The sequence below is a fragment of the Vibrio sp. Vb1554 genome (assembly GCF_033344235.1).
In genome coordinates this window covers 258847-273678 of record NZ_JAWPOJ010000003.1, presented here as the reverse complement: position 1 = coordinate 273678, position 14832 = coordinate 258847, and the positions used below count along the sequence as shown (strand labels likewise).

Genomic DNA, 14832 nt, shown 5'->3' with positions numbered 1-14832 from the left:
AAAACAAAGAATTTGTGCGCGCAATCGACAAACTGCTCAAAAGCAAATCGATTGCTCTTTTGATTTCAACAGATTTGGTTATCAATAGGAGTTGCAGTTTCTAAATGCGTGGTTTTTGTGACTAAGCTCTCAAGGGGCCACTGTACGTCCCGTTATTATTGCCTCAACGAAAACGAACAAGTTCAACAGAATTGGTAATAGCGTTCTATAATAGAGGCGTTTTATCAAAACAAAACTTTGGAGAGCACTTATGGCAACCCCACACATTAACGCACAACCAGGTGATTTCGCTGAAACAGTTCTAATGCCAGGCGACCCGTTGCGCGCTAAATACATCGCTGAAACGTTCCTAGAAGATGTGAAACAAGTTTGTGACGTTCGCAACATGTTCGGCTTTACTGGCACTTACAAAGGCAAAAAAGTTTCTGTAATGGGCCACGGCATGGGTATCCCGTCTTGCTGTATCTACGTACACGAGCTAATCGCTGAATACGGCGTGAAAAACGTTATCCGTGTGGGTAGCTGTGGTGCAGTACGTGACGACGTGAAACTAATGGACGTTGTTATCGGTATGGGTGCTTCTACAGACTCTAAAGTTAACCGTATCCGTTTCAACAACCACGATTTCGCAGCAATCGCTGATTACGGTCTTCTAGAAGAAGCAGTTAACCAAGCGCGCGCTCAGGAAGTGCCTGTAAAAGTAGGTAACGTATTCTCTGCAGACCTGTTCTACACACCAGAAGCAGACATCTTCGAGAAGATGGAAAAACTAGGCATCCTAGGTGTAGACATGGAAGCGGCTGGTATCTACGGCGTAGCAGCTGACCTAGGCGCGAAAGCACTGACTATCCTGACAGTTTCTGACCACATCATCCGTGGTGAAAAACTAAGCTCAGAAGAGCGTCAGAAGTCGTTCAACGACATGATGAAAGTTGCACTAGAAACTGCAATCAACATCTAAGAACAAATAGTAAGTAATAATTTGCAGCCAGAGTTATGCTGGCTGCCCGAATTATCCCGAGGGGGCGATTGTGTCTAACGGCGAACTGCCAAAAGACGCAGATGGGTTACAACTCAACTTTTGTAAAACATTGGCGTGTGACAACTTTGGATTGAGTGATGCAAAGCGTTACGTTCTGCAACATGCGAACCCTAAGCGTCCGGCGATGGTATGCCGTGAATGTGGAGCTTTCCCCCCCTTACTTAATAATCGCGATGTCGTGAACGAACTTCATCGCCTGCGGCACGTCCACAGTGACGGGTTGCCTGCTTGCCGTAATGATGATTGCGACAACTTTGGACTTTCTGTCCACACTCACAAACACCTCTATCACGCTTTCGGTTACAGTGGCGATCGCCAACGTTACCGCTGTAAAGTGTGTCAAAGTACCTTTGTCGACAAGTGGTCTGGTGCCAACAAGAAGCTTCAATTTCAAGAGAACTTGATGGGTTTATTGTTTACGGGATATTCCGTACGAGAAATCTGCCGCAAGCTTAGTATTAACCCAAAAACCTTTTACGATCATGTTGACCATATAGCTAGCCGCTGCCGCCGCAAGCTGGCAACCATTGATGCGCGCTGGGTAAACCACGCAACGCATTATGAATTGGCCTCAAACTATATTGCATTGCAACCGAACAGCAATAATGGTGTGTATTGGATTGTTTCTGGCGAAGCGCATTCTGGCTATATTCTTTGCCAGCACGTCAATTATTCCGCTGATGAAGAGCCAATCGCAACTCTCGATCATAATCCTTACGATGAGGTGTCTCGTTTTGTTTCCCAGGAGTACGTAGCGGAAGCAAGTGAGCCGCTTGCGGAACCTTCTCATCACCTCAGAGAGCGAATTGACCAAAAATACCAAACAATTTTGGCTCGCGGTAACGTAGAAGACCCTCTTGGTAATCTATCTGTATTTCATTACCCTTCAAAAGGGGCATTAGTCCGTCCGCCATACACCTCGTATGCACACTATTTGCACGTACTTGATATGTGCTGCCCAAACAAACGTGTATCTCTATACATGCCTCAAGATCCCCTACTACGTTCAGCTGCATTGAGCGTTTGTTTACCTCGTATTAAAGAGAAAAGTGTCGACTTGATGTATGTAGAAGAGGACGCTAGTTGGGACATGAGCACTCCCTTTGGCAAAGTCGATATCGCCTATATGAGTTGGTGGCGCGATCGTTGGGCAATCTCTAGTCAAAACGAAAACCACAAAGGCATTTGCTACCTCGCTGGCGATCAAAATGAGCCTGAAAAATGGTTTAACGTTGCGACAACTCGTCATGTGAAGTTTTATCAAAACCGCTTTCAGATTCTTTTCGAAAGCTTCATTAACGAGCCACGTCGCAAATTACGACCTGCTGGTATTTTACCTCTTTTAGATATATTCAGAGCTTGGCATAATTTGTGCTATCAGGATAAACAAGGTCTTACCGCTGCACAAAGGTTGGAAGTCTCTGATGCACCTTTGACAATCAAACAGCTCCTATCGTAGCTATTCTATTGGTAATTTAGATGTAGTAATTAGGGGTTGTAACGGTATACATTACGGCCCCTGATCGTTTACCAAAACGTTATCCGCATCGCTTTGGTAAAGAAACATGCATCTAACCACTTAATATTAGGTGTGATTTCCAGTTCGATAGTCATGGATGTGAACGTTGGATAAAAACCAAATTCAGCTAGAAGATGATCTCACTAAGCTTAAAGGCCAAATAAAATCGGCCCCTAAACATACCTTTAATATTGCGCAGCAATATCGTATCCGCGCGGAACAAATTTTATTTGTGGACGGAGAGATCAAAGCCTTACTCATCATGGCGCAATGCTGTTGGTGCCTAATGGATTACCGACAAGGCTTAAAACTCGTCAAAGACGCTTACAGCAAACAAACACAGCTTGAAACCGACGATCATCTCCCGGAAATTCTCCATCTTTTTGCACTCCAATATTGGGGCCAAGCAAAGTATTATTCCGCGCAACAATATTGGATTAATGCGCTCGAACAATCTGCTCTTGTTGATGATGTTGAAATTCAAATCGAATCTCTAATTGGGCTTGGTAATGTATGGCGCATCACTAATGAACACCAACTTGCCGCTTCAACTCATGAGTTAGCCGTTAAAGTGGCAAACAATGTTCGTATTGCTTGGTTAGAAGGCAAAGCGCGCATCCTATTAGCTTGGGACTATTACTTACTAAATAAGTTTGTCGAGATGCTTACGGTACTGGATGGAGCAACCGAAGTCTTAAAAGATCATGATGACAGTACGTGGCAAGCCGAGATCTGGGACTTTAAAGGGTTAGCACTGCTTGGACTAGAACGCCTTGATGCGGCCGAAGAAGCCACCCAAAAAGCCCACCAGCTCGCCATTGAGCATGACCTCGTTTGGATGAAAGCACACTCTTTTATTAGCCGAGCAAGACTTGAGCTTTTGCGCCAAAATACAGACAGCGCTGCCAAGTTGCTACTTGCAGCAGAAGAGTCTGCACTCAGTTTCGACCACGGTGAGCTACTCAGCCAAATTTGCTTCCAACAATCACGAGTCGCTGAAGAACAAGGTGACTTTGAGTCTGCGTTTAACGCGTTCAAGAAATACCGTAAGCACGCACTCAAAATGCTCAAAGAACAAACTCATCGAATCAGCATGGATAAAGCAAGAGGCTCTAAACGCCAACTAGAGCAGCGAGCACGTAAGCTGATCAATCATATTCGCTCTCAACACGAATACGACCCTGAAAAACAGTTCTCTAATGTCGTTTCTGAGACCTACTGGTGGGAACAGTTAGTTTTGTTTAAAACGGAGCTCAAACGCTCTAACCACGCCATCATTATGATTCAGCATTCAAACCCCGAAGTTCTCGATGTTTGTACCGAGCTCGTTCATGCATTGACAACCTCCAGCGACCTCATCTCGAGAATTTCCAGTAACAGGCTAGCAATGTTAATTGCAGAAAAAGGTCAAGCAGCAGAAGAGGTCTACCGCACTGTCCAAGCGATGTTAGACATCTATCCATGGAAGCGACGCGGAATCAAAGGCCCGAAACCGATACTGTATTTGCAAGATATCCTGACCTTCCCATTCACGTTAGAACAGCTCGAAGAAAGTTATATTGAGGTAATGAAGAATGGAACAACTGCTTAGCAAGGTGACTGACGCAGGTATCGATCCTTCTTCCGTTTCAGGTGAAGAAGCGATTACGCTATGGGAACACATAGGGTTACATATTGCGTCAACAAACCGAGAGAAAGCGCATTGCTATATCATTAGCGCCGAGTATCGAAGAGAGATCAAACAGCTCAACGACAGCATTAGTGAATTGAAACAAGCGCTTGAGTTGCTTGTTTTACCAGAGGATGTAGAAGATATTCTTTCTGTGAAAGCAAGCTTGAGTGAGCGTTTGGTTGAAGTAGGTGACTACAATGCGGCATTAACCGAGTATGTTGCTTCAACCAATATCGCCGTCGAGTACGGCTATATTGATGAGTACGTATTGGCCATTATTGGAATGGGTAATTTGTGCGATGCCCATGGGGATCACCAACGTGCATTACGTTATTATCAAAAAATAGATGCTATCGATCACGCTATTGGCAGTCGATCCCTACGCCTTCGTTACAAGCTGTACATGCTTGCCTGTTATATCAGCTTGAACCGTACCGCAGACGCCAAAGAACTATTGAGTGAATGTGAAGAACTGAGCATTCTCGTCAGTGATAAAAACCTCGCCGCACAAATTCACCTCTACCGAGCCAAATTACATCGTCTGCAAGAAGACTACCCCAATGCGTTGCTGGCTATTTCGAATGTTCAGTATACAACGGGTAGTGCCACGACATACTGGTTATCCACGATGGTCAAAATTGAGACTGCGTATTGTCTAAACGGTGTAGGGCACACTTCTTTAGCTAATTTAACGTTGGACTCCATCAGTAAAAGGATTCAAAAGCAACTATCTCCTATCGTTACTCAGCATTTTTATAACGCGATGAGTCAAGTTTACGCCTCTCAAGGGTTGTATCAAGAAGCATTAAATTGTGAAAAAAAAGCGCATAGAATCGAATCTGATCTTGTAAAACATATTCCGATCGGTGAGTTAGGGTCTGCTCAACTACGCCGACTTTCACGCTTTGAGTTACAACTCAAACTCATTTTGTCAGAGCTAGAAAACAAAGAACTAAAAGAAACCACCAAGCAGCATAAAAATACTGTTGCTCAGCTACAGCAGGACGTCTTTACCGATCCACTTACGTCTTTACACAACAGACGCTGGTTAGAAGTTAAACTAAAAGATCTACTTCTGCACGATACTGCATTTGCATTGATGGTCATCGATATCGATCACTTCAAATCCATCAATGACGAACTAAGCCACTTGGTGGGCGACAAAGCGATCAAAAGTGTGTCACAGGAACTGGCGTCCTACTTCAGATTTAAAGGCGCATCGTGCGTACGATTTGGTGGTGAAGAGTTCCTCGTGATCCTTGAGAATACCCAACTGGAACGCGCAGAAATGCATGCCGAGAATTATCGTGAACGGATTTATCAATATGGTTGGGACGATATTCTTGGTGAGCGGGGGCTGACCGTATCCATAGGGATTACCTTGCATCGAGAAGGCGAGAATACTCAGCGAACTTTTTATCGTGCAGACAAAGCTCTTTATCGCGCCAAAGCCAATGGCAGAAACCAAGTCTGTACCGAACTTTAAACCATGCCCCGGTTGACACCTGGGGCTTTAGTATACTTTTTACTTATCCTTCCTATATCACTTCACTGCTTGTTTAAATAAGTACTCAGCAACACCTTAACTGCCAATAAACATCAGTGGATACTTACATCGCATAAACATAATTCCTACATAAAAACCGCTTGATTCATCTGTAGTTAAGACAAATACTTAAATTGTTAATTTACGTAGATTTTCCATTTCGCAATACGCACAGGTAGGTAAGATGTTTCTAGACTATTTTGCACTTGGGTTACTCATCTTCGTTGCTTTAGTGATCTTTTACGGAATCATTGTCATTCATGATATTCCATATGAAATCGCCAAAGAGAGAGAGCACCCGCACCAAGACGCAATTCACTACGCTGGCTGGGTCAGCCTTTTCACTTTGCATGCGCTGTGGCCATTTTTATGGATATGGGCAACATTATGGCGCAAGGAACGCGGCTGGGGTTTTAAACAACTAGAACAAGAAACACACGACATTCATCACCGCCTTGAAGAACTCATCGATGAAGTCAACGAACTCAAAAACGAAGTATCGATGTTGAAACAACAAAAGATTCAGCAAAAGCCTTTGCCTGAACAAAGTAAAGAGGACGAATAATGGACTTATTGCTGATTCTGACTTACGCAGCTCTTTGTATTGCCATTTTTAAAATTTTCAATATTCCTCTAAACAAATGGACCGTTCCAACCGCCGTACTTGGCGGCGTAGTGTTAGTGGGCACACTCGTGCTGCTTATGAACTACAACCACCCATTTACGCAATTGGGTAACCAAGTGTTCCCGACTACGCCTATCGTCTCTGGCGTGCGTGGCCGCGTGGTGGAAGTGCCAGTCCAGGCCAACCAACCGCTCAAAACGGGCGATATTCTTTTCAAAATCGATCCTGTGCCTTTTGAAGCAGAAGTTGCTCGCCTGGAAGCGAAAGTTAAAGAAGCAAGCCAAGGTGCGTTGGGCTTAGAGTCTGATCTAAGAGAAGCAGAAGCTGCTGTATTGAAAGCGCAAGCGGACAGAGATAAAGCACAAAGGGAATTTAGCCGATATCAAAGGGGCTTTGATCGTGGCGCGTTTACTGAACAAGATTTGGATACTCGACGCCAAGCGTATAAAGCGGCAGAAGCCATGTTAGACGTTGCGATTTTGCAACAAGAACAAGCTCAAATCGCTCTGGACTCTGAAATCGGAGGCGAAAATACCCAAGTCGCGCAACTTCTTGCCGAGCTGCGTAAAGCAGAGTTTAACTTAGAGCAAACCGTCGTTCGTGCGCCAACCGATGGTTACGTTACGCAATTGGCTTTACGTCCTGGTGTTATGGCTGTGCCGTTACCGCTTGCCCCGGCAATGACCTTCGTCCATACCGAAGACATTACGTACACCGCGGCATTCAGACAAAACTCATTACAACGCTTGAAGCCAGGCTTTGAAGCAGAATTTATGTTCCGCGCTATCCCGGGCAAAGTGTTCCGTGGCGAAGTCATTGACGTGATTCCAGCCATTGGTGAAAGCCAAATTCAAGCGCGAGGCGCTCTGCTCGGGACTGATGCCTTGCGCACGAGCGGACGTGTGTTTGCGAAGCTGAAAATTACCGACGACTTGAGTGGATACCACCTGCCAATGGGTACTGCAGTTGAAGTTGCAGTTTATTCAGACAGCTTTACTCACGTATCAGTGATGCGCAAAGTGCTTATTCGTATGAAGAGCTGGCAGAACTATTTATACCTCGACCATTAATGAACATATAGCGCATTCATTTATCGGTAAAAATAACATCAAACCGTGTAATCAGGGGCTGACGATCAGCCCCTGATTCATTCTAGCCATCCAGATAGATAGCATTCCCACTTTTATTAATATTCTGTATAATGCGCGCCTTATTTTTAATGCTTGCTAAAACCAAAGCCAGTCAAAGGGATGCGTGAATCAAATCACACATTTCCTGAAGAAAAATAGAGCAAACAATAAGCAGCTTGGTTGTTTTGAATATATGTTACACAATCAAATAACTAACGCTTTCCAACAATATAAATGAACGTTCTTTAAAATCGACTATTGAACTGAGGTTATCTATGAATCTTTCCGCTAAAACTGTTGTGGTTATTGCAATCGGTGCTGCTCTTTACGGTATCGGCGGCTTACCTATGTTTGGCATCCCTGTGTTTGCAAACACAACGCTAAAACCAGCAATGGCAGTATTAGCATTGTTCTCAGTACTATTTGGACCACTTGTTGGCTTCTTGGTTGGTTTTATTGGTCACTGGGTTACTGACCTATTTGCAGGTTGGGGCGTATGGCTCACTTGGGTACTTGGTTCAGGTATTGTTGGTTTGATTATCGGTCTATTCCCTTCTCTAACGCGCTACCGTTTGGAGAAAGGTGAGTTCAATATGAAAGACTTCGCGTTATTCGTAGTACTTGCGCTATTAGGCAACGTATTTGGTTACGGTTGCTCTGCATTCCTCGACACGATTTTATACGCAGAACCGTTCACTAAAGTGTTTACCCAGCTTTCTATTATCGCGATCGGTAACACCATTCTTATTGCTATTGTTGGCTTCTTCATTCTTAAGTCTGTCGCTAAACGTAACAAGCAAAGCCGTAACTTAACAGAGGCTTAATGTCGAATGACAATCGAATTTTCTAACTTCTCTTTTAGATATGAGTCGCTGGACAAACCGACGCTAAAAAATATCAATCTAAGGATAGAGAAAGGAGAGAAAATCGTCATTATCGGTCCAAGTGGTAGTGGTAAATCTACCCTTGGGCAATGTCTTAACGGACTGATCCCACACGCAATAAAAGGGGAAACCAGTGGAACATTGACCATCAATGGTCAAGACACCGCCCCTTTCGACATGCACCAATACACTGAGCAAGTTGGCACCGTACTGCAAGATACGGACAGCCAATTTGTCGGCTTGAGCATTGGCGAAGACATTGCATTTGCGCTGGAAAACCAGCTAACTTCAAATATCGACATGTACCCATTGGTCAAAGCCACGGCCAAAATGGTCGACTTGGAACAGATGCTAGAACGCTCACCCCACGATTTATCAGGCGGCCAGAAACAGCGTGTTTCTTTGGCGGGCATTCTCGTCGATGACGTCGATATCCTTTTGTTTGATGAACCACTAGCTGCGCTTGACCCTAAAACGGGTAAAAAAACCATCGAGATCATCGATGATCTACACCGCGAAACGGGCAAAACCATCGTAATCATTGAGCATCGTCTTGAAGACGTTCTGCATTGCTCAGTTGACCGTATTATCTTGATGGAAAACGGCAAAATCATTGCCGATACAACGCCAGATGAAATTTTAGCGTCGCCTCTGCTAGAAGATTACGGCATCCGCGAACCGCTTTATATTTCAGCACTGAAAGAAGCAGGCTGCGCGATTGAGGGCGATGCAAAACCTTCTAGCTTAACTACCTTACCGTTGGAGCAATATAAACCGGCAGTACAAGCATGGTTTGATGGTTCAACAGCACAACCGCCCAAAACGCCAGCCGAGACTTTGCTTGAAGTCCGTGGCCTCACCTATTCTTACGACGGTGAGAAAAATGCGTTAGAAGACGTGAGTTTTGACATCAAGCGTGGCGAGTTTGTCTCTGTACTTGGCAAAAATGGCTCGGGTAAATCGACCATCACCAAACTGATTATGGGCGTTATTGAAGCGGATAGCGGCTCAATGAGCATGAATGGTCAAGCTCTTAACGAACTGACCATCTTCGAGCGTAGCCAGAAAGTGGGTGTGGTGATGCAAAACCCGAATCACATGATTTCCCATCACATGATTTTCGACGAAGTGGCCTTCGGCCTCCGTAATCGTGGCGTTGAAGAGAAACAAATAGACGCTAAAGTACTTGAAGTCCTAGAGCTGTGCGGTTTGAGCAAATACCGTCACTGGCCAATCGAAGCATTGAGTTATGGCCAGAAAAAGCGCGTAACCATTGCGTCAATTTTGGTCTTGGAACCAGAGCTTCTGATCCTTGATGAACCGACGGCAGGTCAGGACTATCGAAACTACACGTCTATGCTGAGTTTCATCGAAAAGCTCAATCGCGAGTTGGGCGTAACCGTAATGATCATCTCTCATGACATGCATTTAGTGTTGGAATACACCTCGCGCTCTATCGTGATTGCAGACAGTAAATTAGTCGCGGATGCACCAATGACGCAGGTATTCAGCAGTCCAGAGCTACTAGACCAAGCAAACCTCACCACAACAAGTCTGTTTGAGTTGGCTACGAAAGTTGGCATCGAAGACACCAATGGCTTTATGCAGCACTTTATCAATGTAGAAAAAGCGCACCGCCAACAAAAAAGCGACGACGTAAACCAACTAGAGAAAGCGGTGGCATGAAAGACAATAAGATGAAGTTTGGTATCAACTACATCGATACCCAATCACCACTTCATAAGTTGAATGGCATTACTAAGTTCTTGCTTTTCATTGCTTGGGTAACGGTGGTGTTGACCACATTTGACTTGCGAATCATCGCGCTGTTGATCGTGCTTGGTTTAGGCTTACTGAAAATGACCAAAGTGCCCTTTCATGTCTACAAACCGCTGTTATTCGGTACAGGCACGGTATTACTGATCAATGCCCTGTTTATGTTCGCGTTAGCGCCGCAACAAGGTACTGAGTTCATGGGCTCATCAACGGTTTTACTCTCGTTACCCGGTAATTACTCGCTCACTCAAGAGACATTGTTTTACCTAGTAACGGTGACGTTGAAGTACTTCAGCATGTTCCCAATCGCGTTGGTGTTTGTATTTACCACTCATCCGACAGAGTTTTCAGCCAGCTTGAACCGTTTAGGTGTGCCTTACAAAATCGCCTATGCTGTGAGCTTAACGCTGCGCTACTTGCCGGAAGTGAAAAAGGACTTTGTTAACATCATGCACGCGCAACAAGCACGCGGAGTAGAACTGAGTAAGAAGGCTCCGTTGCTCACTCGTATGAAGAACGTGGCGAAGATTCTTGGCCCTCTGATTTTCTCTAGTTTGGACAGAGCCGATCAAATCTCAAACGCGATGACGCTACGTGGTTTTGGCCGCCACTCCTCTCGCACTTGGTACAGCTTAAAACCACTGACCAAAGCCGATATGATCTGCATGGCGGTAATTGCGGTGATAGTGATTGCTGCGATCAGCAAGCGTGTGATGGACACACAACTGTTCTGGTATCCGTTTTAAATTCTGAAGCTTCAAACTGAACATAACGTGGTTAGTGTTGTAACCACGTTATCTTCCCGCTTTCCCCTCGATAACTCGCCTGTTGGCTTCTTGCTTGCAAGTATTCAAAAGAAGCGGTAATTTCAGCGGCTCGCTGATGTGCCAGAAAGTTGCTTATTCAAACGACCAACATGAACTAAACTCATCAGTTTTATCAGGGGCTTAATGATCAACTGCGCACTGCCTACAATGAAAAGCCAAGTACCACTTTCAATCAACGAATCATTCAAAAAGAAAAAGCTACCAATTAAAAACCAAATAGCAATGAGTAGGTCGTTTGCAGCACCTAACGCCTCATAGCGGCGCTGAATAACGATGTGACGGCTTCCTAGATCTAAATCCAACTCTCTGCCATGTATCTGCACTGTATAGCTCCCCTCTTATTGTTTCGCGTCAGTTATGCCCAAGTTATTTCGAAATACTTAGTTCTAAACCCTAACGGACGTGGCATGCATTGACAACCATTGGAGGGATTATCTATTTGCAATAAAAAGAAAAGGGCGCATAAGCACCCTTTTTAGCGAGTCTAATTACAGGTATTCGCTTTAATGATTAGATAGTGAGTGCCAACTTAACTCCACTTCAACAAGCGAGTTTCGTTGCCTTCTTCCGGCTTCGCTGGAATATTGAGTGACAACAGCAAGCTCACTGCTGCCATACCAGCGCCGATGTAAAATACGCTCGCAGGTGAAACAAGCCAAATGACACCAAACGTAACAGGTATTACAACTGCAGCAATATGGTTAATCGTAAACGCAACGCCTGCGGTCGACGCCATATCGGCAGGATCGGCAATTTTCTGGAAGTAGGTTTTAATCGCAAGCGCTAACGCGAAAAATAAATGATCGACAACATACAATGCTGCCGCCCACTCTGCCGTTTGCACCAAACCGTACCCGACGAACACGAAGATCAAACCGACGTATTCAAACATCAACGCTTTGCGCTCACCTACAACGCCGATAAAACGGCCTATTCGCTTCGCAAACAAGAAGTTAAAGACATAGTTAATCAGGAACAGCAACGTAATATCTGCGGCGGAGTAACCAAACTTTTCTACCATCAAGAAACCAGCGAACACCGTAAAAATTTGACGGCGTGCTCCACTCATAAACGTAAGCGCATAGTATAACCAGTAACGTTTACGCAGGATGAGCTTCTTGTTCTGAGGCACTTTTGTCTTAAATTGTGGGAAGGCAAATGCCATCACCAAAATGAGCACAAAACCTAAACCACCAGCCATTAAATAGACCGTTTTAAAATCAAGTTTGAGCTGTTCGAGCGAAACCCAAATGGCGCCGTAGGTAAACAGAGAAGCCAAAGCTCCAACAGAAATAAACTTACCCAGCATTTCTGGCGCTTCTTCTTTAGATAGCCATTGTAAAGACAAAGACTGCTTGAGTGTTTCAAAGTAATGGAAGCCGGTGGACATTAACAAGGTTGTAAAAAGTAGACCGTACAAAGTGGGAAAATAACCTGTTAATGCCGTACCAAGCGTAAGCATCGCCAAAGAGACGAGCATAAAGCGTTGCTCTCGGATAAACAGCAATACAAACACGGCGGTAAAGGCCAAAAAACCCGGAATTTCGCGCACACTTTGCAATAGGCCTATGTCGGCACCATCAAAGTTTGCTTTCTCGATAACAAAGTTGTTCAACAACGCCATCCAGGTAGAAAAAGCAATGGGCACGATAATGGAAATTAACAGGAGGAAATTTTGCGGCGTTCTCCAGCCGTGCGATGAGGCAGTCATGATGTTTCCTTTAAATATGAAGGCATCATCATAGCTTTAAATGTAACAAATTCGCAATATCATTATTATTTTCAGCCCAGAGCAAGCAGATATGGCTGAGGGATATTGTTATGAAGATAAACATCGCGCTTAACTCCTTGGCTAAGCGCGATGTTCAAGTATCAAGAGAAATAAAGCATGAGTAAATGTGCTCAGTGGCTTAATCAATGACTTTTACTGATAGGCGATTTTTAAATTCAAACACATGTTCTGGACATACATCCAAACAACGACCACAGCTAATGCAGTTTTGATCCATAACTCGACGATCTCCCTCTTTCAAAGGCTGCCGAAGCACTTCTGGTTCTGGGCAAACGTAAAAGCAATCCATGCATTTGGTGCAATCTTCGCGCCGAACAGCAGTAACGCGCAACAGGCTTTTTCGGCCTATCACGCCATAGGTAGCCCCCAGTGGACATAAGTGCCCACACCACCCATGCTCAACCAAGAGTAAATCCAACACGAACACTAGGGCGATCAACACCCAACCTGCGCCCATACCAAACACCAACCCGCGATGCAGTGCCGCCACCGGATCTAACCATGTCCAAAGAATTGCGCCAGACAGCGCACTGCCCAACATCAAAACAGGGATCAGCCAATAACGAATCACGGGAGACCAACGATAGCTCGCTTTAATGTTGAGCTTTCGACGCAGCCACGCCGCCAAGTCTGTAACGATGTTCAACGGGCACACCCAAGCACAAAATGCGCGCGGCGCCAAAATCGCGTAAAACGCAACGACAATCACTACGCCTAACAACGCATTAAACTCCGGAACATGCCCTGTCGCCAAAGCTTGAAGCACAATTAACGGGTCACTTAACGGCACGGTATCGAGCAACATACTTGATGACAGATTACCAGTTAGAATTCCCAACGTCGGCCCAGCCATAAACAGCGCAATGATGGTGAACTGACATAGCCGACGTAAAATCAAAAACCGATGCGCGCGCCACCAACCAAGCTTTTCAAGCGCTTCTTTGCCAGCATTTTGAGCTAAATTCTTTGCCATTACTTACCTCCTTTTAGCGATTCAAGCGCACCTTCCGGCACAGGCGTCTCACTAGGAAGGATATTTTCGAGTGGTTTGTCGATCTCTTTCCAACCAAAATTGTAGTGGCTGCCCACTTTGCCTTTCGCCAAATCCGTCGGGACGACTTTAATAGCAGCGACATCCAACACGCACGCTTGTTCACACTTACCGCATCCGGTACACACTTCGGAATTCACTGTTGGGATAAGTTTGGCGTGATAACCGGTTCGGTCGTTGTGAACCATCTCTAATGTGATGGCTTCATCAATCAGCGGACAAACGCGATAACAAACGTCGCATCGTAACCCTTGCCAGTTAAGGCAAGTTTCATGGTCAATAAGAACCGCTGTACCCATTCGAGCATCATCAATATCGGTTAGTTTCGGATCCAGCGCCCCACTCGGACAAGCGACAACACAAGGAATGTCTTCGCACATTTCGCAGGGAATATCGCGTGCAGTAAAGTAAGGTGAGCCAGTCGCGACGGGTGAAAGTAATGTCGCAAGTTTCAAGGTATCGTAAGGACATGCCTGAACACACAAGCCACATCGAATACAAGCTGATTCGAAATCGCCTTCCGGCAGTGCACCAGGCGGACGAATAGGCACACCTTTGGTTTCTCGAGCTTGGCTTTGTAGCGATTGTAAGCCCAATACACACGCAGCTGCGCCAACACCAGCCGCAGTTCGAGCTGTATCACGCAAAAATCGGCGCCGACTTTGCGATATTTTAGACTGAGAGGATTTCATGCTATTTCCTCAACAAAACTCCCTTATCAAGTTAAGCATAAATAGCCCTAAACGTGTCGTTTCCCTATACCTCATAGGAGGTAACCCCATCCTCTATTGATTCAAGTCAACTGACGCACAGTGCCGTCGTCACAGTTTGACTAAATGCGTTTATTTACTGCGACATGAAATTCACCACGATACTCTGCAGTACGCGCCATTCTCAGTACAATAATTCAACACCTTTGCAATCTACTCGCTCAATTCGATGATAAATCACTACTAAAAATTCAAAAA

Annotated in this window: 13 protein-coding genes; 9 read left to right on the top strand and 4 right to left on the bottom strand. The window is 45.0% G+C overall.

Translation table 11 applies throughout. The annotated features are described in order from the left end of the window. Positions 1 to 250 precede the first annotated feature (250 nt). From deoD to R8N28_RS04735, 9 genes are all read left to right on the top strand, one after another. Complete coding sequence (deoD, locus tag R8N28_RS04775; protein WP_005375140.1) at positions 251 to 961, top strand: purine-nucleoside phosphorylase; 711 nt, start codon at positions 251 to 253, stop codon at positions 959 to 961. 70 nt (positions 962 to 1031) lie between these two features. Continuing rightward, positions 1032 to 2501 carry a hypothetical protein gene (locus tag R8N28_RS04770; protein WP_005383936.1) on the top strand — a complete coding sequence of 490 codons (1470 nt, stop codon included), beginning with the start codon at positions 1032 to 1034 and terminating at the stop codon, positions 2499 to 2501. Between the two features lie 166 nt (positions 2502 to 2667). Next, positions 2668 to 4152, top strand: coding sequence for a hypothetical protein (locus R8N28_RS04765; RefSeq protein ID WP_005375137.1), 1485 nt, complete (start codon positions 2668 to 2670; stop codon positions 4150 to 4152). Further along, the gene (locus R8N28_RS04760) at positions 4136 to 5719 is read left to right on the top strand and encodes a GGDEF domain-containing protein (RefSeq protein ID WP_017820511.1); all 1584 of its coding nucleotides are present in this window, start codon (positions 4136 to 4138) and stop codon (positions 5717 to 5719) included. The genes R8N28_RS04765 and R8N28_RS04760 overlap by 17 nt, the downstream gene beginning before the upstream one ends. 244 nt (positions 5720 to 5963) lie before the next feature. Next, entirely contained in the window at positions 5964 to 6344 is a 381-nt protein-coding gene (locus R8N28_RS04755) for a DUF3302 domain-containing protein (protein WP_005375135.1), read from the top strand. Further along, positions 6344 to 7474: an HlyD family secretion protein gene (locus tag R8N28_RS04750; protein ID WP_005375134.1), complete on the top strand. Its 1131-nt coding sequence runs from the start codon at positions 6344 to 6346 to the stop codon at positions 7472 to 7474. Before R8N28_RS04755 ends, R8N28_RS04750 begins: the two co-directional genes overlap by 1 nt. 335 nt (positions 7475 to 7809) lie before the next feature. Beyond that, positions 7810 to 8358, top strand: coding sequence for an ECF-type riboflavin transporter substrate-binding protein (locus tag R8N28_RS04745; protein WP_065275470.1), 549 nt, complete (start codon positions 7810 to 7812; stop codon positions 8356 to 8358). A 6-nt stretch (positions 8359 to 8364) separates the two neighbouring features. Continuing rightward, positions 8365 to 10104, top strand: coding sequence for an ABC transporter ATP-binding protein (locus R8N28_RS04740; RefSeq protein WP_065275471.1), 1740 nt, complete (start codon positions 8365 to 8367; stop codon positions 10102 to 10104). Next, a complete protein-coding gene (locus tag R8N28_RS04735; protein ID WP_065275472.1) occupies positions 10101 to 10940 on the top strand; it encodes an energy-coupling factor transporter transmembrane component T family protein in 840 nt (279 codons plus the stop codon). Before R8N28_RS04740 ends, R8N28_RS04735 begins: the two co-directional genes overlap by 4 nt. A gap of 122 nt (positions 10941 to 11062) precedes the next feature. On the opposite strand, the gene R8N28_RS04730 is transcribed toward R8N28_RS04735, so the two are convergent. From R8N28_RS04730 to napG, 4 genes are all read right to left on the bottom strand, one after another. Continuing rightward, positions 11063 to 11344, bottom strand: a complete 282-nt coding sequence (locus R8N28_RS04730) for a YrhK family protein (RefSeq protein ID WP_025768568.1) — start codon at positions 11342 to 11344, stop codon at positions 11063 to 11065. Positions 11345 to 11550: 206 nt separating this feature from the next. After that, positions 11551 to 12732 (bottom strand): MFS transporter, encoded by a 1182-nt coding sequence (locus R8N28_RS04725; RefSeq protein WP_262635460.1) that lies wholly within the window; start codon positions 12730 to 12732, stop codon positions 11551 to 11553. Positions 12733 to 12931: 199 nt separating this feature from the next. Then, on the bottom strand, positions 12932 to 13786 hold the full coding sequence (napH, locus tag R8N28_RS04720) for a quinol dehydrogenase ferredoxin subunit NapH (RefSeq protein ID WP_065275473.1): 855 nt from the start codon (positions 13784 to 13786) through the stop codon (positions 12932 to 12934). Further along, positions 13786 to 14556: a ferredoxin-type protein NapG gene (gene napG / locus R8N28_RS04715; protein WP_005383947.1), complete on the bottom strand. Its 771-nt coding sequence runs from the start codon at positions 14554 to 14556 to the stop codon at positions 13786 to 13788. Before napG ends, napH begins: the two co-directional genes overlap by 1 nt. Between the last annotated feature and the right edge of the window lie 276 nt (positions 14557 to 14832).

What these genes read in the sequence shown, in the direction of transcription:
- deoD (WP_005375140.1), top strand. Translation starts at nt 251, where the DNA reads ATGGCAACCCCACACATTAACGCACAACCAGGTGATTTCGCTGAAACA.
- R8N28_RS04760 (WP_017820511.1), top strand. Translation starts at nt 4,136, where the DNA reads ATGGAACAACTGCTTAGCAAGGTGACTGACGCAGGTATCGATCCTTCT.
- R8N28_RS04755 (WP_005375135.1), top strand. Translation starts at nt 5,964, where the DNA reads ATGTTTCTAGACTATTTTGCACTTGGGTTACTCATCTTCGTTGCTTTA.
- R8N28_RS04750 (WP_005375134.1), top strand. Translation starts at nt 6,344, where the DNA reads ATGGACTTATTGCTGATTCTGACTTACGCAGCTCTTTGTATTGCCATT.
- R8N28_RS04745 (WP_065275470.1), top strand. Translation starts at nt 7,810, where the DNA reads ATGAATCTTTCCGCTAAAACTGTTGTGGTTATTGCAATCGGTGCTGCT.
- R8N28_RS04740 (WP_065275471.1), top strand. Translation starts at nt 8,365, where the DNA reads ATGACAATCGAATTTTCTAACTTCTCTTTTAGATATGAGTCGCTGGAC.
- R8N28_RS04735 (WP_065275472.1), top strand. Translation starts at nt 10,101, where the DNA reads ATGAAAGACAATAAGATGAAGTTTGGTATCAACTACATCGATACCCAA.
- R8N28_RS04725 (WP_262635460.1), bottom strand. Translation starts at nt 12,732, where the DNA reads ATGACTGCCTCATCGCACGGCTGGAGAACGCCGCAAAATTTCCTCCTG.
- napH (WP_065275473.1), bottom strand. Translation starts at nt 13,786, where the DNA reads ATGGCAAAGAATTTAGCTCAAAATGCTGGCAAAGAAGCGCTTGAAAAG.
- napG (WP_005383947.1), bottom strand. Translation starts at nt 14,556, where the DNA reads ATGAAATCCTCTCAGTCTAAAATATCGCAAAGTCGGCGCCGATTTTTG.